The 18,578-nt window shown below is 66.3% G+C and carries 13 protein-coding genes and 1 tRNA gene; 12 read left to right on the plus strand and 2 right to left on the minus strand.

Going from position 1 to position 18,578, the window contains the following annotated elements; all coding sequences use genetic code 11:
• The first annotated feature begins 229 nt into the window (after window positions 1-229).
• The 8 genes from FOF48_RS29670 (at window position 230) to FOF48_RS29705 (ending at window position 9,476) form a co-directional block, all read left to right on the plus strand.
• A complete protein-coding gene (locus FOF48_RS29670) occupies window positions 230-1,522 on the plus strand; it encodes a PD-(D/E)XK nuclease family protein (protein ID WP_143907108.1) in 1,293 nt (430 codons plus the stop codon).
• A 2-nt stretch (window positions 1,523-1,524) separates the two neighbouring features.
• The gene (locus FOF48_RS29675) at window positions 1,525-3,360 is read left to right on the plus strand and encodes a helicase (RefSeq protein ID WP_255442833.1); all 1,836 of its coding nucleotides are present in this window, start codon (window positions 1,525-1,527) and stop codon (window positions 3,358-3,360) included.
• A gap of 97 nt (window positions 3,361-3,457) precedes the next feature.
• On the plus strand, window positions 3,458-4,543 hold the full coding sequence (locus FOF48_RS29680; protein ID WP_143907110.1) for a hypothetical protein: 1,086 nt from the start codon (window positions 3,458-3,460) through the stop codon (window positions 4,541-4,543).
• A gap of 257 nt (window positions 4,544-4,800) precedes the next feature.
• Window positions 4,801-5,331, plus strand: coding sequence for a hypothetical protein (locus FOF48_RS29685; protein ID WP_143907112.1), 531 nt, complete (start codon window positions 4,801-4,803; stop codon window positions 5,329-5,331).
• Window positions 5,332-5,416: 85 nt separating this feature from the next.
• Window positions 5,417-7,429, plus strand: a complete 2,013-nt coding sequence (locus tag FOF48_RS29690; protein ID WP_143907114.1) for a DNA polymerase — start codon at window positions 5,417-5,419, stop codon at window positions 7,427-7,429.
• Window positions 7,430-7,462: 33 nt separating this feature from the next.
• Window positions 7,463-8,029 carry a hypothetical protein gene (locus tag FOF48_RS29695; protein ID WP_143907116.1) on the plus strand — a complete coding sequence of 189 codons (567 nt, stop codon included), beginning with the start codon at window positions 7,463-7,465 and terminating at the stop codon, window positions 8,027-8,029.
• Between the two features lie 35 nt (window positions 8,030-8,064).
• A complete protein-coding gene (locus tag FOF48_RS29700; protein WP_370456611.1) occupies window positions 8,065-8,259 on the plus strand; it encodes a helix-turn-helix domain-containing protein in 195 nt (64 codons plus the stop codon).
• On the plus strand, window positions 8,256-9,476 hold the full coding sequence (locus FOF48_RS29705; protein WP_143907120.1) for a site-specific integrase: 1,221 nt from the start codon (window positions 8,256-8,258) through the stop codon (window positions 9,474-9,476). Before FOF48_RS29700 ends, FOF48_RS29705 begins: the two co-directional genes overlap by 4 nt.
• Before the next feature lie 16 nt (window positions 9,477-9,492).
• Here the strand turns inward: FOF48_RS29705 and FOF48_RS29710 are convergent.
• A tRNA-Leu gene (locus tag FOF48_RS29710) sits at window positions 9,493-9,578 on the minus strand.
• Between the two features lie 356 nt (window positions 9,579-9,934).
• Between FOF48_RS29710 and FOF48_RS29715 the strand changes: the two genes are divergently transcribed.
• The 4 genes from FOF48_RS29715 (at window position 9,935) to FOF48_RS29730 (ending at window position 17,379) form a co-directional block, all read left to right on the plus strand.
• Window positions 9,935-11,065, plus strand: a complete 1,131-nt coding sequence (locus FOF48_RS29715; RefSeq protein ID WP_143907122.1) for a DUF819 family protein — start codon at window positions 9,935-9,937, stop codon at window positions 11,063-11,065.
• 73 nt (window positions 11,066-11,138) lie between these two features.
• Window positions 11,139-13,277, plus strand: coding sequence for an aminodeoxychorismate synthase component I (gene pabB, locus FOF48_RS29720; RefSeq protein ID WP_143907124.1), 2,139 nt, complete (start codon window positions 11,139-11,141; stop codon window positions 13,275-13,277).
• A gap of 150 nt (window positions 13,278-13,427) precedes the next feature.
• Window positions 13,428-15,074 carry a signal recognition particle protein gene (ffh, locus tag FOF48_RS29725; protein ID WP_143907126.1) on the plus strand — a complete coding sequence of 549 codons (1,647 nt, stop codon included), beginning with the start codon at window positions 13,428-13,430 and terminating at the stop codon, window positions 15,072-15,074.
• A 274-nt stretch (window positions 15,075-15,348) separates the two neighbouring features.
• The gene (locus FOF48_RS29730; protein ID WP_186002124.1) at window positions 15,349-17,379 is read left to right on the plus strand and encodes an Ig-like domain-containing protein; all 2,031 of its coding nucleotides are present in this window, start codon (window positions 15,349-15,351) and stop codon (window positions 17,377-17,379) included.
• A 31-nt stretch (window positions 17,380-17,410) separates the two neighbouring features.
• Here the strand turns inward: FOF48_RS29730 and FOF48_RS29735 are convergent, their stop codons facing one another.
• Window positions 17,411-18,517 (minus strand): TIGR04552 family protein, encoded by a 1,107-nt coding sequence (locus tag FOF48_RS29735; RefSeq protein WP_255442835.1) that lies wholly within the window; start codon window positions 18,515-18,517, stop codon window positions 17,411-17,413.
• Window positions 18,518-18,578: the final 61 nt, after the last annotated feature.

Consider the following 18,578-nt stretch of genomic DNA (forward strand, 5'->3'; position numbering starts at 1 on the left):
CGCTCCTCGCGGTGCTCGCCGAGCACGGTCCGCGTCTGTCATCAAGCCTCCCGGCACGACGTCCACCGGACGGTTACCCCTCCTCGAAGAAGTGAAGGCAAAGCACTACGCGGCAAACGCGGCATTGCCCATACCTCCCAAAGGGGATTGACGGCATGCCTCACGTATGGGCGGTGCTCCGTCGAATCCATAAGCCGCCCCTCGCAGAACTCGCCCCCATTGAATAGGGGTGAGTCCAGCCCCCGAAACACCGGAGTCCCACGCCGTTGAAGACGGCGTCCTCCGCCACCTGTCCGTCTCGCAGTTGCGGCGGTTCGCCCTCTGCGAGCGCGCGTGGTTCTTCTCCAAGGTGCTCCGACTTCCCGAGCGGCCCTCCAAGGCTCGGGAAGTCGGCACCGCCACGCACGCGCAACTGGAGCACTACCTGCGCACGGGCGCGGACGTGCTGGGGCCCATCGCGGCGGCGGGCAAGCACCTGTTGCCCGCGCCAGGGGCGGACCTGCTGGTGGAGGAGCACTTCGGCGAACCCTCGCCCCTCTTCGCGGATGGCGTCCCGCTCACCGGATTCATCGACCTCGTCAACCCACGGCAGCTCGCCGAGGGCGTGCTGCGCGTCACGGACCACAAGACGACGTCGTCCATCACCCGCTACGCCGCGACGCCCGAGCAGCTCGCCTCAGCTGGGCATGACGCCGGCATCCAGATGGTCGGCTACGGGTACTGGGCCGTGCTCGCCGCCGAGCGCTTCCCGGGGCTGAAGTGGCTGGAGCTGGAGCACCTCTACTTCCAGACGCGCGGCACACGGGAGGCCCGCTCCGTCGTCACCACGGTCAGCGCCGAGCACGTCCGCGACGAGTGGCGCGCCCGAATCGACCCGATGGCGCGCCGCATGCGCGACGTCGCGCGGGCCACGTCCCCCAACCAGGTGAAGCCCAGTTGGAGCGCCTGCCAGAAGTACGGCGGGTGCCCCTTCCAGACGCAGTGTCTCAACGCGCAGTCCCAAGGAAAGCCGCCCATGTCCCTCGTCAACCGCATTACGAAGTCCGCCACGTCCACCATGGCGCCCACGCCGGCCCCGGCCGCCCCCGAGCAAGAGCTGGCCGCCGTGCTGCCGCCCGATGCGCCCCAGAGCGACCCGGCGCTCGCGTCCGCGCCGGCCAGCGACGAGGCCCCGCGCCGCAAGCGCCGGACGAAGGCGGAGATGGAGGCTGCGCACGGCCTGTCCCTGTTCGTGGACTGCGTGCCCAACTGCCCCGCCGAGCCGCTGGCGGGCTACGTCGGCCGCATGGTGGCGAAGATTGAGCAGGAGTGCGGCGTCGTGGACATCCGCGTCGCCCCCAACGACTCGCCCCTGGCCTACGGGAAGTGGAAGGGCGTCCTGGCCGCCACCATCCGCGCCGAGCCTCCCGAGCCCGGCACCTACGCCGCGCTGGGCGTGGCGGGCAGCGAGTTGATGCAGGTGGCCGTGGAAGCCCTGGAGCCTCTCTGCGGCGCGGGACACTTCGTCCGGGGCGTGCGGTAGCCGTGGGCCTCCTCCAGCGCTTCGGCGTCACGCCACGTCCGTCCACGCCCCAGGACGGCGCATCCGTCGCGGTGGACTTCTCGCGCACTGGCCGCTCGCCCGTGGGTTGGTCGTCGGACCTCTCGCGCATTCTAGCGCTGCCGCGCCGCGACCTCGCCACGTCCTACGCGGCGGCGGACCTCGAAGCGCTGGAGTCCCAGTTGCGCGCGCCCCCGGGGCCGTGCAACTGCGCGCCGCGTCCGTGCCCCTCGCGGCTCCGGCGCGTCCAGGCCCTGGCCCTGCTGGAGGCTTCGCGAGTGGGCGGGCTGCTGGGCCCCATCGGCACCGACCACGGAAAGGAGCTGACCACCTTCCTCATGCCCATGGTGGTGCCGGCCTGCCGCGTGGCCTGCCTCTTCATCCCCGCCAGCCTCCTGCCGCAGTTCAACGCGGAATGGGACTACTACGGCGCGCACTGGCGCCTTCCCAACCTCGCGGGCGGGCGGTGGTTTAGGCCCGGCCTGCCGGTGCTGCACGTCATCACCTACAACAAGCTCTCCAGCCAGGAAGCCACGAACCTCCTGGAGCGCATCCGCCCGGACCTCGTCATTCTCAACGAGGCGCACAACCTCAAAGCCGTGAAGGCCTCGCGCACCGGCCGCTTCCTCCGCTACTTCGAGAAGCGCCCGGAGACGCGGCTCGTGGCCCTGTCCGGCACGTTCGCGTCCAAGAGCATCAAGGACTACGCGCACCTGTCGCGGCTGGCGCTGCGCGAGGGCTCGCCCCTACCGCTCGCGCACCACGTCGTGGAGGAGTGGGGCACGGCGCTGGACCCGGCCAAGGTGGTAGCCCCACCCGGCGCGCTGGAGCGACTGTGCGAGCCTGGGGAGCACGTCCGCGAGGGCTTCGGACGCCGCCGCAACGATACGCGCGGTGTGGTGGCGACGGAGGAGAGCGCCCTGGACAAGCCCCTCGTCATCCGCCCCCGCTACCCGGGCCCAGTGCCGGCCGAGGTGCTGGCCTTCATCGAGTTGGCGCACGCGGGCGAGCGTCCGGACGGCGAGCAATTCCAGGAGCAGCTCCAGGCCATGGCGTGCGCGCGGCAACTGTCGGCCGGCTTCTTCCACCGCTGGCGCTACCCGAGGGGCGAGCCACCGGAACTGGTGGAGAAGTGGTTCGCGCGGCGGAAGGCGTGGAACAAGGAAGTGTGGGAGGAGCTGAAGGGCAAGCGGCGCGAGCACCTGGACTCACCGGGGTTGCTCACGAAGGCTGCCATCCGTGCGCACCTATCCCCGCCCTACGAGGGAGACAAGCCCGTCTGGGAAGCGGAGACATGGCGGAACTGGGCGGAGATTCACGATGCGGTCCAGCCCGAGCCCGAGGCCGTCTGGGTGTCAGACTTCCTGGTGCAGGACGCGGGGGAGTGGGCGCGCTCGCGGGTGGGCATCGTCTGGGTGGAGTTCCCGGAACTGGGGGAGCGCATTGCCCGCGCTGCTGGAGTGCCGTACTACGGCGGAGGCCGGGCCGCGTCCGAGGCCATTCTCATGGAGAGCGGCCGGCGCTCCATCGTCGCCAGCATCAAGGCGCATGCGACAGGGAAGAACCTCCAGCAGTTCTCCCGAAACCTCGTGGTGACGCCGCCTTCGGATGGCGCCCTCTGGGAACAACTCCTCGCGCGCACGCATCGCCCTGGGCAGCAGGCGGGGTGCGTCGAAGTGGAGGTGTGCCTCCACACGGAGGACTACGCGGAGGCCTTCGCCACCGCTCGGGAGCGAGCGCTGTTCATCCAGCAGACGGATGGGCAGCCACAGAAGCTGATCGTATCGCCCGAGATGGCAGGAGAAAGACCGCTTCCCTAATCCATGACAGCTGTCAATAGCACTACAGGGCCCCATCTATTGAACACCAAGTTCGAATAGGCTGTAAGGGTCAGTGTTCATCCGGGAGGGGTCAGCCATGCATTTCAAACCGAGAGGTATTCTTATCCTCGCTGCATGCGCCATCTTCACAGTAAATTGCGCCAGCAAAAAAGAAAATGTAGTCATCACGGATCCAGACAAAATAGCCATCGCCGTCGATCCGCAACTGGCATGCATTCAGCAAATGAGTGCATTCCGATGTCCAGTCGGATCAGACCCCACCCTTGGCGCGGACGATGGTTTCAACTGCGCGGGAGAGCTGGGCGCATCCGTGAAAGATGAGGAAGGAAAAATCAAAGGCGCTTGCGGAACCAAAAACAACTGCAAGTACACATGTGCCGCCCGCTCAGACTACTGTAAATGCGGAATCCAGAGAGCAACGCTCGCGGAAATAACCTGCATGGCATGCCCTGAGACACCCAAGTCCGCCAGCACAACCATCAATGTCGACGCAGGCATGAATTACTCCGCCGTGGTGGGCGAAAATAGCGGCACAATTGTCAACAATAACAACGGAACAGTGGTCAACAACAATAGCGGAACCATAAACAACGCAAGCTACTATCCGCCATCTTGCCCGCCATGCCAACGGACTGTCGGTGGAAGCTGCGTTCAACCAGAGGCTTGCCAAGTCGGAACCAAGCGAAACACGGACAGCTGTGAGTGCGATCCCATCGTCTGTCCTCAAGGAGAAAGACTCAAAATCGAAACAAACCAAGCCACCTGTGTCCCACTGCCTTCCGTCACACTCAAGTCGGCTGTAATTAAATTTCAACAAACATCTAACGACAAAGACTGGAACACCCAGGTTTTCGCCTATCTGAAGTGCCCCAATACTGTCGCGAGTCTTGAGTGTTGCAGTTCTGATAAGCGCGGCGATTACTGGCCCGACCCTGGCGTTCAGACAAAAATGATGACTGTCTCCGAAGGCGCCATCCGAAAGGAGTCGATTGGAGCATGCACTCTTTCAGTTGGCTCCCGCGCAAGCGGCAATGACAAGTGGGAGTTTATCCCATCCCTTCATCTTGAGTTCTCTGACAACAGCACGCGCGACTTCACCTTCGGCCAAATGTCCCTCAATTCCCGTGGTGGCAATTACGCAGGAGGCGACCACAAACTCTAGCAGGGTGTTGAAAAAGGCCCGAGACCTCTCTGGACCTGCGACCTATGGGGCGGTCGCCCAAGGCCATATCCATCCGGTAGTGGGGCGCTGGAGCCGCTGAAGAATTTTTCAACAGCCTGCTAGGCCAAGCGTCTCCGCCTTTTGCTCCGCGCGTAGTCTACTCCTCAATGTTTTAGACGACCGCACCCAGAAATTGCCCCCATTGAAGCAGGTGAGGACGTCCTTCAGACGTCCCACCCCAATGGGAGCAACGGAACATGAACAACGCAGCCCTCGCACGCATCGTCAGCGCCCAGGCGCAGCTCGGCGCGCAATACCTCAAGGCCGGCCGCTACCGCCTGGAGGTGCAGTCCATCCGCACCAAGGACGGCTTCAAGGGCCTGTCCGCCATCGCCGAGCTGAAGGTGGTGTCCGCCGAGCGGACGCAGCCCGACACCGAGCCCAACCGCGTCGGGGCCGTCGTCTCCTACGTGGAGAACCTCTCCGACGTGAAGAAGAACGGTGGAGGGCGCTTCAAGGCCTTCGTCATGGCCCTGGCTGGCGCCGAGGAGGCGGAGCTTTCCTTGGAGCAGCTCGCCAAGTTCACGGGCGACTTGCAGGCCGGCGCCTTCCTGCCCATCGACTGCGAAGTCTTCCCCAAGGTGCTGCCCGAGAAGGACGGCAAGCCCGGGAAGGTCATCGAGGGCTACCGCTGGAGCACCGTCACGCCCACCGACGCGGAGCTGTCCGCCCTCGATGGCAAGCGCGCCGCCGCGAAGCTGCCGCCCCTCGCGAACGCCCTGGCGTAGTCCGCCGCTTTCCCTCCATCGCTGACACGTTTGGCGCGTCCCCCAACGCGCCACGGCTGGCCCACGACACGGGCCTTTCGGTGTTGTGCCCACCCTCCTCAGCTTCGACACCGAGACGCACCTGATTCAACCCGGCCTCCTCGCCCCGCCGCTCGTCTGCGCCTCCGTCGCGGACGCGGCCCCTGGGAGCGAGCGTCTCCTCTCCGCTGCCCAGGCTCGCGAGTGGTTCCGCGAGGCCATCGCCACGCCGGGCGTCCACCTCACGGGCGCGAACCTCGCCTACGACCTGGGCGTCATGTGCGCGGACGACGCGCGGCTCGTGGACGCCGTCTTCGACGCGGCCGACACCGGGCGCCTGCATGACGTCGCCATTCGCGAGGCCCTCATGGACATTGCCCGAGGCCTCCACGGCGTTGACCCCGAGACAGGCCGCCCCCTGGACGACGAAGAGGGAGCCCGCTACCCGCTGGCCCTCCTGGTGAAGCGCCACCTGGGCCTGGACATCAGCGCGGAGAAGAAGGCCCCGGACGCATGGCGCTTGCGGTACGCGCAGCTCGACGGCGTCCCCTTGGAGGAGTGGCCCACCGCCGCCGTGGACTACCCGAAGCGCGACGCCCGCTTCACGCTCGACGTCCACCACGCCCAGGAGCGCGCCGCCGCCAACGTGCCCAATGGCGGCAACCTCCACGCCGAGGGGCACCAGGTCCGCGCAGCCCTGGCGCTGCACTTCGCCTCCCTCTGGGGCCTGCGCACCCACGGTGGGCGCGTCGCCCAGCTGCGCCAGCGCGTGGAGGCGGAGTGGAGTGCCAACCGCGTCCGCTTCCTCGCGGCGGGCATCTTCCGGCCCGACGGCACCAAGGACTCGAAGCGCCTCTCCGCGCTCGTCTCCGCCGCCTACAACGGCCTGCCGCCCGTCACCTCGCCCACGGAGCGCTTCCCGGACGGGCAGGTGGCCACCGACAGGGACACGCTCATCGACTCGGGGGATCCGCTGCTGGAGGAGCTGGGCAAGGCAGGCAAGGTGGACAAGTACCGCTCCACCTACCTGGGCAAGCTTGAGGCCGGCGTCACGCGCCCCCTCAACCCGCGCTTCAACGTGCTGGTGTCCACGACGCGCGTCTCCAGCGACTACCAGCAGCTGCCCCAGCGCGGCGGCGTCCGGGAGTGCCACGAGGCCCGCCCTGGCTTCGTCTTCTGCTCCGTGGACTACGCCGGCCTGGAGCTGCGCACCATGGCCCAGCGCGCCCTCTGGGAGGTGGGGTGGTCGCGCATGGCCGAGGCACTGCTGGCGAAGGAGGACGTCCACACGTCTGCCGCCGCGACGTTCCTCGGGGAGAGCTACGCGGCCCTGCTGCCTCGCGTGAAGGCGAAGGAGGCCACGGCCACGTCCTTCCGCTCCCTCGCGAAAATCTTCAACTTCGGCAAGGGCGGCGGGCTGGGCGCGGGCGGCATGGCGTACCACGCGCGGGCGAAGGACGGCGTCCGCTTCTGCCAGTTGGCGAAGGCTGCGGAGGCATGCGGAGTCGAGCGCGTGCCCGTGCGAGTCCAGGGCAAGGTGAAGGTGGTCTGCGCCGCGTGCGTGAACGTCTCCCGGTACTACGGCGATAGGTGGATGCAGGCATGGCCCGAGCAGCGGGAGCTATTCTCCCGCGCCAGTCGTCTCACCCACGGCGGGCGGCTCGTGGACGTGGTGATTCCCGGGGCCAACATCCTCCGGGGCGGGTGTGGCTACACGCAGTGGCTCAACACCCCCTTCCAGGGCTTGGGCGCCGTGGGCGCGAAGCTGGCGACGTGGCGCGTGTCCCGGGAGATGTACACGGACAGGCGCTCGCCCCTCTGGGGCTCGCGACTCGTCCTCATGGTGCATGACGAGCTGGTGGCGGAGCTGCGCGCGGACTGCCCCAACCGCCTCCACGACGCGGCCGAGCGCATGGCGGAACTCATGCGGCAGGCCATGAGGGAGACAACACCGGACCTCTCGGACGCCATCGAGGCCGAGCCCGCCCTCTCGCGCGTGCTGTCGAAGGACGCGGCCACGGTGCGCGACACCTCGGGGCGCCTTCAGGTGTGGGAGCCGGCGGAGAAGGCAGCCGCGTAAGCCACGCCCGGAAAGTGCCCCCATTGGAAGGGAGTGAACCCAGCATCCGCCCCTACCAGCGGCGAGCCCTGCACGCGGCTCGTCTCCATCGACCCGGGGCTACGCCACTGCGGTGTGGCCCTCTTCGACGTCCCCTCTGGCGCGCTTCTCTGCGCCGGGCTGCCGAGGAACCCCGCGCCCGCCCACGGCGAGCTGTCCCTGTCCTCCTGGGCCTCAATGGCCAGCGCCGTCCAGGAGTGGCTCCGGCCCCGTGTCGGCGACATGGCCTTCCACCTCGTCATCGAGCTGCCGCGCGTCTACGCCGCCGCGCACCAGAAGGGCGATCAGAACGACCTCATCCAGCTTGCCGGCGTCGTCGGCACGCTGGGCGGGGCCCTGGCGCCCGTCGCGAGCCGCCGCAGCGTTTACCCGCGAGACTGGAAGGGCACCCTCGACGCGGACGCCTTCATCGAGCGCATCAAACAGCGCCTCGACGCGGGCGAGCACTTGCGCGTGGAACTGCCCGCCGCGCGTGACCTCCACCACAACGTCTGGGACGCCATCGGCATCGGACTGCACGCCCTTGGCCGGCTCGCCCCCCGTCGCGTCCTCCCGAGGTAATCATGTCCGAGCCCACTTCTTGTGCCCCGGAAGCCATGCCCGTCTTCCTCACGGTGGACGAGGCCGCAACGCTGCTGCGCGTGAACCGGAAGACGCTCTACGAGGCTATCCGCCTCGGGCAGGTGCCCGGCGTCGTTCGGCTCGGAAAGGCCCTCCGCATCCGCCGTGACGTCCTGGTAGGGTCGTCCGTGGGTAAGGGCCGTGATTCTGCGCTTGGGAGTCGACGATGAGCGTCAGGTTGCGGCAGTGGAAGAACAAGGCAGGGAAGGTCGAGGAGGCTTGGCAAGTGGACTTCGTGTTCCAGCACTCTGACGGGAGACGACAGCGAGTCGTGAAGTTCTCGCCCGTCCAGACCCGTCGCGGCGCTGAGCAATACGAACGCGAGCTGCGCAACGCCCTCCTGAATGGGACCTTCGGAAAGGAGAAGAAGAGCGAGGAACAAGCCCACACGCTGGCGAAGTTTGCCGAGCGATTCCTCACCTACAGCGAGAACAACAACAAACACTCTAGCGTCGACAGCAAGCGGCAGATTCTCAGGGACCATCTACTCCCATTCTTCGGGACGATGGCTCTTGCGAACATTTCCCCGGCTGAGATTGAGGACTTCAAGGCGCTCATGCGCAAGAAGAAGTCGGCAGCTCACAAGCGGAAGGAGTCTGCGTCAAGGCGCGCCATCCGGAAGAGGCAGAACAGCGAGCCCAAGCCCCTGAGCTTGAAGACCATCAACAACGTTCTGACCGTGCTTCAAAAGCTGCTGGCGCTCGCGGAAGAGCAAGGGGTCATCTCGCAGGCGACGCGCGTGAAGATCTTCAGGAAGCTACCGAAGCCTCCCTTCGACTTCCTGTCGTTTGAGGAAGCCGAACTTCTTCTAGCTGTCGCTGAGCCGGAATGGCGCGCCCTGCTGTTCGTCGCAATCAAGGCAGGGCTTCGGCAGGGAGAGCTGATTGGGCTCCAGTGGAACGACCTGGACTTGCCGCGCAGCACACTCCACGTCCGCCGAACCATCTGGCGAGGAGTGGAGGACTTGCCAAAGGGCGGGCGCGAGCGGTCGGTCGAGCTGCCTGCATCCGTGGTGGATGCGCTCAAGGCCCACCGGCACCTTCGGGGTCGATTCGTCTTCTGCCAAGAGGACGGACAACCACTCACCAAAGGCAAGATGTCAGCACCGCTTAGTCGTGCCCTCCGAGCGGCGGGGATCACTCGCGACGTGGGAATCATCGGCTGGCATGACCTGCGACACACCTACGGAAGCCACCTCGCGATGCGGGGTATTCCGTTGAAGGTCATCCAAGAACTGATGGGACACGCCACCATCGAAATGACGGAGCGGTATGCCCATCTCAGCCCCGACACCAGGAGGAATGCGGTCAACGTCCTCGACCGTCCTCTTGCTCCGACGTGCGACATACATGCAACACGGATGGAGGCCGATGCTAACCACGCGTAACGACTAAGCAGTTTTGTGCACGAGCCGGGGATCGAACCCGGACGACCCTTGCGAGTCAGCGGATTTTAAGTCCGCTGCGTCTGCCAGTTCCGCCACTCGTGCGCCTGCGAGGTGTGGACCTTAGTTCACCCGCGCAGGCTTTGCACTCATCGAGAGGCGGGGGGCCACCGCACGCGCTCCCAGCGAAGAAAGCGCTGTCAGAAGCAACAGCGCGTGAACCGAGGCCGACAGGTCCCGGCTGAAGGCAGACAGCACCCCGGAGGCCACGGCCCGCCCGCCGTCCGACATGGCTTGACTCGGCACGTCCTTCACAGGAGTCCGGTCTCCCGGGCATCTTCGCCTTCGCGTCAGGCCCCCGGAACGTGGCGGAGAGGGGGCCGACGGGGATGCCCCCCCGCCGAGCGCCCGGACCAAGGGGTGGCACGGTCGCGGCCGGCCTCCATGAAGGCGAACAACACATGATGGCGCCACTCCAGGGATTCGTCGTGTTGACCCTCCCGGCGCTCGCGCTGCTGTTGGCGCGATACTTCAAGCCGGTGGCCTGGGTGGGACCGGTGGTCGTGTGCTACCTGGCCGGCATCCTCCTGGGCAACCTGCCGGGGCTGGGACTCCAGCCAGCCGTGAGCCTGTCGGTGGGCGAGGCCGCCGTGCCCCTGGCGATCCCGCTGCTCCTCTTCGCCACGGACATGCCCCGGTGGATGCGTCTGGCGCGCTCCACCTTGCTCTCCTTCGTCCTGGCCTGCGTGGCTGCCATGGTGAGCGCCGCGCTGGTGGGGCTCGCCTTCGCGAGCCGTTCAGACGAGTGGTGGAAGATGGCTGGCATGCTGGTGGGCGTGTACACGGGCGGCACCGCCAACATGAATGCCGTGGGGCTTGCGCTCCAGGTGCGGGAGGAGACCTTCGTGCTCCTCAACACGGCGGACATCGTCGTCGGGACCGCGTATTTCCTCTTCCTCGTGACCGTGGCGCAGCGGCTGGTGCTCCTCTTCCTGCCGCGCTTCACGAACCCCACTCCGTGGAGTGAGCCGCAAGAGGGAGACGCGGTGCAGGCGGCCTTCTTCACCCGGGCCCGCGTGCGCGGCATGGGGCTGTCGCTCCTGCTGGCCGTCGCCATCTGCGCCCTCTCCGCCGGAGCGGCGTACGGGGTGCTGGGCCGGCTGGACGTGGCCGCGGCGCTGCTGCTCATCACCACGCTGTCGCTGGCCGCATCCCTCATCCGGGCCGTGCGCACGCTGCCAGGCAGCGCCGAGCTGGGAGACTACGCGCTGCTCGTCTTCTGCGTGGCCTTTGGCACGCTGGCGGATGTCCGTCAGCTCCAGCAGGCAGGCATCTCCGTCTTCGCCTTCTGCTTCTGCGTGCAGATGCTGGCGGTGGTCCTCCACTTCGGCCTCGCGGCCCTGTTCCGCATCGACGCGGACACCGTCCTCATCACCTCCACCGCCACCATCTTCGGCCCGGCCTTCATCGGCCCGGTGGCTCGCGCGCTGCGCAACCGTGAGCTGTTGGTCTCTGGCATGACCACCGGCCTCATGGGGATCGCGCTGGGGACCTACCTGGGGCTGGCCGTTTCCTGGCTCCTGCGCCCCTGACACCCGGAGAGACAAGCCCAGGGACTCGTGGAGGACTCCCCGCGCGACGGGCGGCGAGGGTTAAGGTGGAGGCGTGCGGCAGCGGACGCTTCTCATCGACAACCACGACTCGTTCACGTTCAACCTCTTCCATCTGCTAGCGAGGGTCAGCGGCACGGAGCCCCTCGTCGTGCGCAACGACGCGCTGGGCTGGCGGGAGCTGCGAGGGCTCGGGTTCGACAACATCGTCATCTCCCCCGGCCCCGGCCGGCCGGACCGTCCCGCGGACTTCGGCGTCTGCCACGACGCACTGCGGGAAGCGGAGGTCCCCATCCTGGGCGTGTGCCTGGGCCACCAGGGCCTGGGGTACTTCCACGGCGCCCGGCTCCAGCACGCCCCGGAGGTCATGCACGGGCGGATGGTTCGCGCGCACCACACGGAAACGGACCTCTTCCTGGGCATCCCGAACGACGTCCAGGTGATGCGCTACCACTCCCTCTGCCTCGCCCGGCCGCTACCGGAGGACTTGGAGGAGACGGCCTGGGCGCCCGACGGCGTCCTGATGGCGCTGCGTCACCGCCGCCTCCCACGGTGGGGCGTCCAGTTCCATCCGGAATCCATCGGCACGATGCACGGCGGCAGGCTGCTCACCAACTTCGTGCGGCTGAGCCAGGAACACCACGCCCGCGCGCCCCACTCACGCCCGGTTCCGCTCTCGGAGGCGCCGCGTCCAAGCCCCGCCCCTCCGCGCGCCGAGTTCCGTGTCCACCACCGGAAGCTGGCGCTCGACATCGACGCGGAGCAGGCCTTCATCGCGCTCCATGGAGGAAAGGACCACGCCTTCTGGCTGGACAGCAGCCGCGTCGAGCCCCGCCTGTCGCGCTTCTCTTTCATGGGGGACGCCACCGGTCCGCACAGCGCCGTCATCCGCTACCGCGTGAATCCAAGCCGCCTCTCCGTGACCCGGCAGGGCGTCACGGAGGAGCACTCCACGGAGCTGTTCGCGTTCCTCCAGTCCGAGCTGGCACGGCTGCGTCCAGCGCCCTCGGGACTGCCCTTCGACTTCCAGGGAGGGTTCGTGGGCTATCTCGGCTACGAGCTGAAGCATGACTGCGGCGCGAGCGCCCCCCACGCCTCACCGGCTCCGGACGCCGGACTGGTATTGGCGGACCGGCTGCTGGCATGGGACCACCTCGAGCACGCGGTGTACCTGGTGGCGCTCGCCCCCGAGCATGAAGCCGCGCAGGTCCAGGCGTGGTTCGACACCACCGAATCCACCCTGCGCACCCTGCCCCCGCTGGCGCCGCCCAGGACCGAGGCGAGAGGCCCCTTCCCGGTCCGCCTCGCGAGGGACCGCGCCACGTACCTGTCGGACATCGCCCACTGCATGGAGCAGCTCCACGAAGGCGAGACGTACGAGGTCTGCCTCACCAACAAGGTGGTGGCCCGGACCCAGGTGGATGCCCTGGAGCTGTACCGGGTCCTCCGGCGGCTGAACCCGGCTCCCCATGCGGCCTACCTCCGGATGGGAGCGCTGGGCATCGCGTGCTCGTCCCCCGAGCGCTTCCTCCGAGTGGACGCCAAGGGCCTGGCGGAATCCAAGCCCATCAAGGGCACCGTGCGGCGGGGCGCCACCCCCGAAGAGGACGACCGGCTGAGAGAGGAGCTGCGGTCAGGGGAGAAGGACCGCGCGGAGAACCTGATGATCGTGGACCTGGTGCGAAACGATCTCGGGAGGGTGTGTGACGTGGGCTCGGTCCACGTCCACCGGCTCATGGACGTGGAGACGTATGCCACGGTGCACCAACTGGTGAGCACCATCCGGGGCCAGCTGCGCGAGGGCTACACCGCCGTGGACGCGGTGCGCGCCGCCTTCCCGGGGGGCTCCATGACGGGAGCGCCCAAGGAGCGCACGATGGAGCTCATCGACCGGCTGGAGGGGGAGGCCCGCGGCGTCTATTCGGGGGCAATCGGCTTCTTCTCCACCACCGGCGCGGCGGACCTGAACGTCGTCATCCGGACCGCGGTGGTCCGCCCTGGAGAGGTGAGCATCGGCGCGGGAGGGGCCATCGTGGCCCTGTCGGACCCGGCGGCGGAGCTGGACGAGATGCGCCTCAAGTCACGGGTGCTCCTGGAGGCGCTGTGCACGGCGCTCGGGCGCCCGGGCGCGCTTCCGGACGTCGACGGTGCGGAGGGGGCCTCCTTGGGGCCGCCTCCAGCCATGGCGGACTGAGCCAGGAGGGGGGGAGGGCCTTCCGGGGTGGGGTCCCTGGGGCGGCGGCGTCCCGGGTGGCGAGCAAAGACCCTCGATTCCTCCACTGCTGGACGGCCAGGGCTTCCGAGGGCGTCGCATCCGGCGAGCCCCTGTTATAAAGCGCCCCCCATGCTTGAGACCGTCACCAAGGGCTTCCGAGCCGCCAAGAACCGCCTCGCCGGCAAGAGCGAACTCACCCCCGAGCTGGTGGACGAGTCGCTGCGAGACATTCGCGTTTCCCTGCTGGAGGCGGACGTCGCCTTCGACGTGGTGAAGAAGTTCGTCGCCCGCGTCCGCGAGAAGGCGGTGGGCGAGGTGGTGCAGACGACCGTCACGGACGCGGGGGGCCAGAAGCGCCGCGTGAGCGCGATGGACCACTTCATCAAGATCTGCCACGACGAGCTGGAGGCCCTGATGGGTCCGGTGGACACGAGCCTCCACCTGAAGCCCAAGGGCCAGCTGTCGGGCATCATGATGGTGGGCCTCCAGGGCTCCGGTAAGACGACGACCACGGGCAAGCTCGCCAGCCGGCTGCTCCAGGAGGGGCGCAAGCCGCTGCTGGTCGCGGCGGACATCTACCGTCCGGCCGCCGTGGATCAGCTCAAGGTGCTGGGGGAGCGGCTGAAGGTCCCCGTCTACCACGAGCCCGGCGTGCAGCCGCCGGAGCTGGCGAAGCGGGGCTACGCCGCCGCGCGCGAGCAGAAGTGCGACGTGGTGCTCATCGACACGGCGGGCCGGCTCGCCATCGACGAGACGCTGATGACGGAGCTGGAGTCCATCAAGGCCAACGTGCAGCCGGACACCATCCTCCTGGTGTGCGACGCGATGATTGGCCAGGACTCGGTGCGCACGGCGGCCGAGTTCGACCGGCGCCTGACGCTGGACGGCTTCATCCTGACGAAGCTGGACGGTGACGCGAGAGGTGGCGCGGCGCTGTCCATCAAGGAAGTGACGGGCAAGCCCATCAAGTTCCTCGGCATGGGCGAGTCGATGGACAAGCTGGAGGAGTTCCGTCCGGACGGCCTCGCGGGCCGCATCCTGGGCTTCGGCGACATCGTCGGCCTGATGAAGGACTTCGAGAAGGTCGTCGACGAGAAGAAGGCCGAGGACGACGCGCGCAAGCTGCTCTCCGGCCAGTTCTCGATGAAGGACTTCGTCGAGCAGATCCGCATGGTCCGCAAGATGGGGCCGCTGAAGGACCTGCTGGAGAAGTTCCCGCTCTTCGGCGACCTCACCGAGCACCTGAACCCGGACGAGAAGGAGCTCACGAAGATCGAGGCGATGTACGACTCGATGACGCAGAAGGAGCGCCTGCGTCCGGACATCATCAACGGCAGCCGCATCAACCGCATCTCGAAGGGCAGCGGACGCAAGCCGGAGGAGGTGCGGGAGCTGCTGCAGAAGTTCGGGATGATGCAGCAGGTGATGGGGACCATCGGCCAGAACCCGGGCCTGCTGGGGCGCATCCCGGGCTTCAAGCAGTTGGGGCAGCTGGGCCAGATGAAGAACATGGACCTGGGCAGCATGTTCGGGAAGGACCCGAAGGCGCTGGAGAAGGCCATGGCGGGGATGGGCGGAGGCATGGGGGGGATGCCCATGCAGCTGCCGCAGATCGCCCCGGGCTACACGCCGCCCATGGGCCAGGCCGCGATGGCCAAGGCCCGCCTGATGGGCTACGCGCCGCCGTCCGTGAGCAAGCCGGACGACCGCGACGCCATCAAGGAGCGGCGCAAGAAGGAGAAGGAGAACAAGAAGAAGAACCGCAAGAAGAAGTAGCCCCTCACCGCGTCACGCGGTGTCCAAGGCACCCTCCCCTGCCCGCGCGTCCCTCCTGAAGAAGGGGGGCGGCGGGCAGGCGTGTTTCAGGAGCCTCGATGTCCGGACGCAGGTCCCGTCTCGCGGACGCCCATGGCAATGTTCTTCCTCGGGACCGAACGGACCTGTCCTTGCAGAACGCGCCCCCATGACCAAGCTGAGACTCTTGCTGCTGTTGAGCTGCGTAGGCCTGAGCCCCGCATGCATCGAAGTTCCGCCTCTGGAGGGCCCGCCCGTGGAGAAGCCTCCGGCGGATCCCGACGCGGACTTCACCTTCACGGTGGTGCCCGCGCAGGAGCAGGTCCTTCCGGGGGGAAGTCTGGACTGCGGCGTCCGGCTCGCCTGGACCCAGGCCACAGGGGGCGACGTGACCTGGAACCTCGTGTCGCCACCCGCGGGAATCGAACTCCAGCCATTCACCCTGTCCGCCGGAGAGACACGCGGGACGCTGCGCATCCGGATCGGGGGAGGCACGGCCCCCGGGAGCTACTCGCTGACGCTGCAGGGCCGGAGCGGATCCGTCACGAAGCAGGTGACGCTGGCGGTGACGGTCGGGAAGCCGGGGGACCTGGTGGTGAACTGGGTCGTGCCGACGCCCGGCAAGGCCTACACCCGAGGTCCGCTCCTCCTCCAGTTCACGGTGGAAGGAGGCGCCGCGGACGCGGTGGAGATCCTGAAGGGCTCGAGTGTCCTGGTGAAGCCCACGGGCTCCCCGTACTCGTTCACCTGGGACACGACCCAAGAAGCGGAGGGCAGCTACGAGTTGTCCATTCGTGCGACCCGGGGTGGCGTGCTCTTCGCGAGTGCCCCCCGCACCGTCATTGTCGACAGGACGGCGCCCATCGTGACGACCTATCTCCCGGCCAGCAACGCCGCGACGGTCGGGGTCCACGACGCCATCCAGGTGACGTTCAGCGAGCCGATGAATCCGCACTCGGTGACAGAGGCGGCCGTGGGGCTCAAGACTGGCGCGGGTATCGCCATCTCCAAGTCAGTTGCGCTCTCCGTGGATGGGAAGACCCTCACGGTCACTCCGCGCAATCCGCTGGTGGCGCCTGACACCGTCTCCGTGGATCTCGCGGCCCTGGTGGGCACCCTCACGGACCTGGCCGGTAATGGAGTGCCTACCGCACCGGCATGGACATTCACGGTCCCTACCTGGCTACCGCTCGGAGGCGCCATCAGCGCCGTGGAAGGAAAGACGTCCGCGGAGGATGTTGTGCTGAAGATGGACCGCAATGACCAGCCAGTGATTGCCTGGACGGAATCGGATGGCGTGGCCAAGAACATCTATGTGGCGCGCTGGACGGGAACAACTTGGGTCATGCTTGGCGGAGGACTGAGTGGATCTTCCGGCTTGGGAACGGACGCCGCGAACCCCAGCATTGCCATCAACTCCAACAACCAGCCACTCGTCGCATGGGACGAAGCTACTGGCAACGGCATGGGGCGAATCATTTTCACCAGACAATGGACCGGGAGCACATGGGATACGCTACCTGCCCTTCCACTCGTCTCATCTCAAGAACAATATTCACAGCAGCCCCAAATCACCTTCGATCAAGAAAACAACATAATCATTCACGCCCTCGACAGCGACCCCAACAATTCGACTGTTCGCGGATTCAAATTTTCCCCACCCAACTCAACCTGGATTGACCTTCACCCGGCTCAACCGTCCAGTCACTTTCATGCTGGAAGTATCGCCACTGCGCGCTCGGGCCCCAGTATCTTCACTGCATACACAGCCTACGACGACGCTACCTCAAAGAGGTCTGTCGCAGTTCTCCCCAATGACGCCGCCCCACTTGGAGGAACGACTTTCGGAGTGTTCGCCGGCGCATTGTCAATGGATGTGGATGCAACACTCCGTCCATGGGTCTCATGGGTTCAATCTGAATCAATTGATGCCAACACCGATGGAGCGGTCTATTGGTCGCACTGGGAAGGGAGCAAGTGGACGTCACCAGCTATTATCAGTCCAACATCCACAGGAAACAACACACCCAGCATTGCCCTTGGGACTGGCACACCGCATATCCTCGCATGGAGTGGGGTGACAGGAACTGAGCGCAGCATTCTCATCAGCCAATGGCTGGGCTCTTCCTGGACGCCCTTGGGCTCCCCTCTGAGCGCACTGTCATCCGCAGGGACCCCCGCATACGGTCCTTCTGTTTCAATGGATGCCCATGGCCAACCTCTTGTTGCCTGGACGGAAGCAGACTCGACATCGGCAAGCGTCTATGTGTTCCACTTCAATTATTGACGCTTGACCAGTCTGCGGACGCCGGGAGACGTCAACCCTGCTTCTTGGGAACAACGAGCCCACGGCTCAACCGGTTGAGAACCCGTCGCTTCTGACGGCGCTTGTAGCTCTCGTGAGCATTGTCCCCAAGTTCGTTGCGCCGAGCTGTTTCTTCATCCGCGATCTGGAACTCAACAAGAGCAAAGGTAACCCGCCCCTTTCGAGGGCGGGTATCACTCTCAGGCGGAGGTAGATACGGGTCCATTCGCAAGGGGAGATCTACAACAAAGTTGAGGACCCGGTAGGAGCTGCCAGAAAAGGAATTTCCTGTCCGATCTTCGCGGGCTTCAAAATCCCGATCCAGATGGAGCTGCGGGATGAACTGTTCGAAGTGCGGGTTCTCCTCAAGGAGTCCCTTGAACGGCAGAAGTGTATTCTCCGTCTGCCCCGGAACGACGAAGTTGAACGGAAACAAGCGCTGAGCGAGGAAATAGAGGACGGGTAGCAAGTCTTCCCGCGTGCGAGTAATCACCCGAAACCGAGTTCGGTCATACACTTGGGCCGCGACGGTCTCTTTCTTCGCGATGAGCTTCGTCACCAGGGAATCGCGCGTCTTGATGGAGTGGGCGAATTCGACGATGGGCAGGCCCATCTCCTTCATTTCACGGGCAACCCCCAGCACCTTCTCCGTGACCATCTCCGCCAATTCAGCCTCAGATGCAGCCAAGCGGAAGAGCAGGTCTCGGCCCTCGATGTGCTGGATGACGTGCATCACCTTGAGCACGATGCAGGCAATGCGACGATAGCGGGCCAGCCCCTTCGCTCCAGAAGCGAAGAGAAACAGATCGTGGAGTTCCTCCGGCTCAGCCACCGCCTCCGCGACGCGGTAGTCGAAGGTCTTCCGTAGGTACTCCACTGCATCCGCCAGGACCGTGCGTCCCCACGCATCGTCGTAGGGCCGGGACACATCAAGCTGACACAGCCGCAGGAAACGGTCCACTTCGTCCCGCGTCTGAAAATGCATGCGGCGCCAATCAATGACGGACCCGCCACGCAGGATGAGCCGGATGCGTTCAAGCTCTCGGAGCCCCATCTGAGCAACGGTGCAGATGGGAACGAAGGGCAGTACGGGTGCGAGAGAAGGTGCCTTCACAGGCATCGTTCCTAGTCGGCCCAGGCGCGGAGGGAAAGAGCCTCATTGACCCTCAAGGCTCTCCCCA

Source organism: Corallococcus sp. Z5C101001 (assembly GCF_007352635.1).
Lineage (GTDB): Bacteria > Myxococcota > Myxococcia > Myxococcales > Myxococcaceae > Corallococcus > Corallococcus silvisoli.

Excerpts from the sequence above, each read along its gene's own strand:
- FOF48_RS29680 (WP_143907110.1), top strand. The coding sequence starts at position 3,458 with ATGCATTTCAAACCGAGAGGTATTCTTATCCTCGCTGCATGCGCCATC.
- FOF48_RS29700 (WP_370456611.1), top strand. The coding sequence starts at position 8,065 with ATGCCCGTCTTCCTCACGGTGGACGAGGCCGCAACGCTGCTGCGCGTG.
- ffh (WP_143907126.1), top strand. The coding sequence starts at position 13,428 with ATGCTTGAGACCGTCACCAAGGGCTTCCGAGCCGCCAAGAACCGCCTC.
- FOF48_RS29685 (WP_143907112.1), top strand. The coding sequence starts at position 4,801 with ATGAACAACGCAGCCCTCGCACGCATCGTCAGCGCCCAGGCGCAGCTC.
- FOF48_RS29715 (WP_143907122.1), top strand. The coding sequence starts at position 9,935 with ATGATGGCGCCACTCCAGGGATTCGTCGTGTTGACCCTCCCGGCGCTC.
- FOF48_RS29735 (WP_255442835.1), bottom strand. The coding sequence starts at position 18,517 with ATGCCTGTGAAGGCACCTTCTCTCGCACCCGTACTGCCCTTCGTTCCC.
- FOF48_RS29705 (WP_143907120.1), top strand. The coding sequence starts at position 8,256 with ATGAGCGTCAGGTTGCGGCAGTGGAAGAACAAGGCAGGGAAGGTCGAG.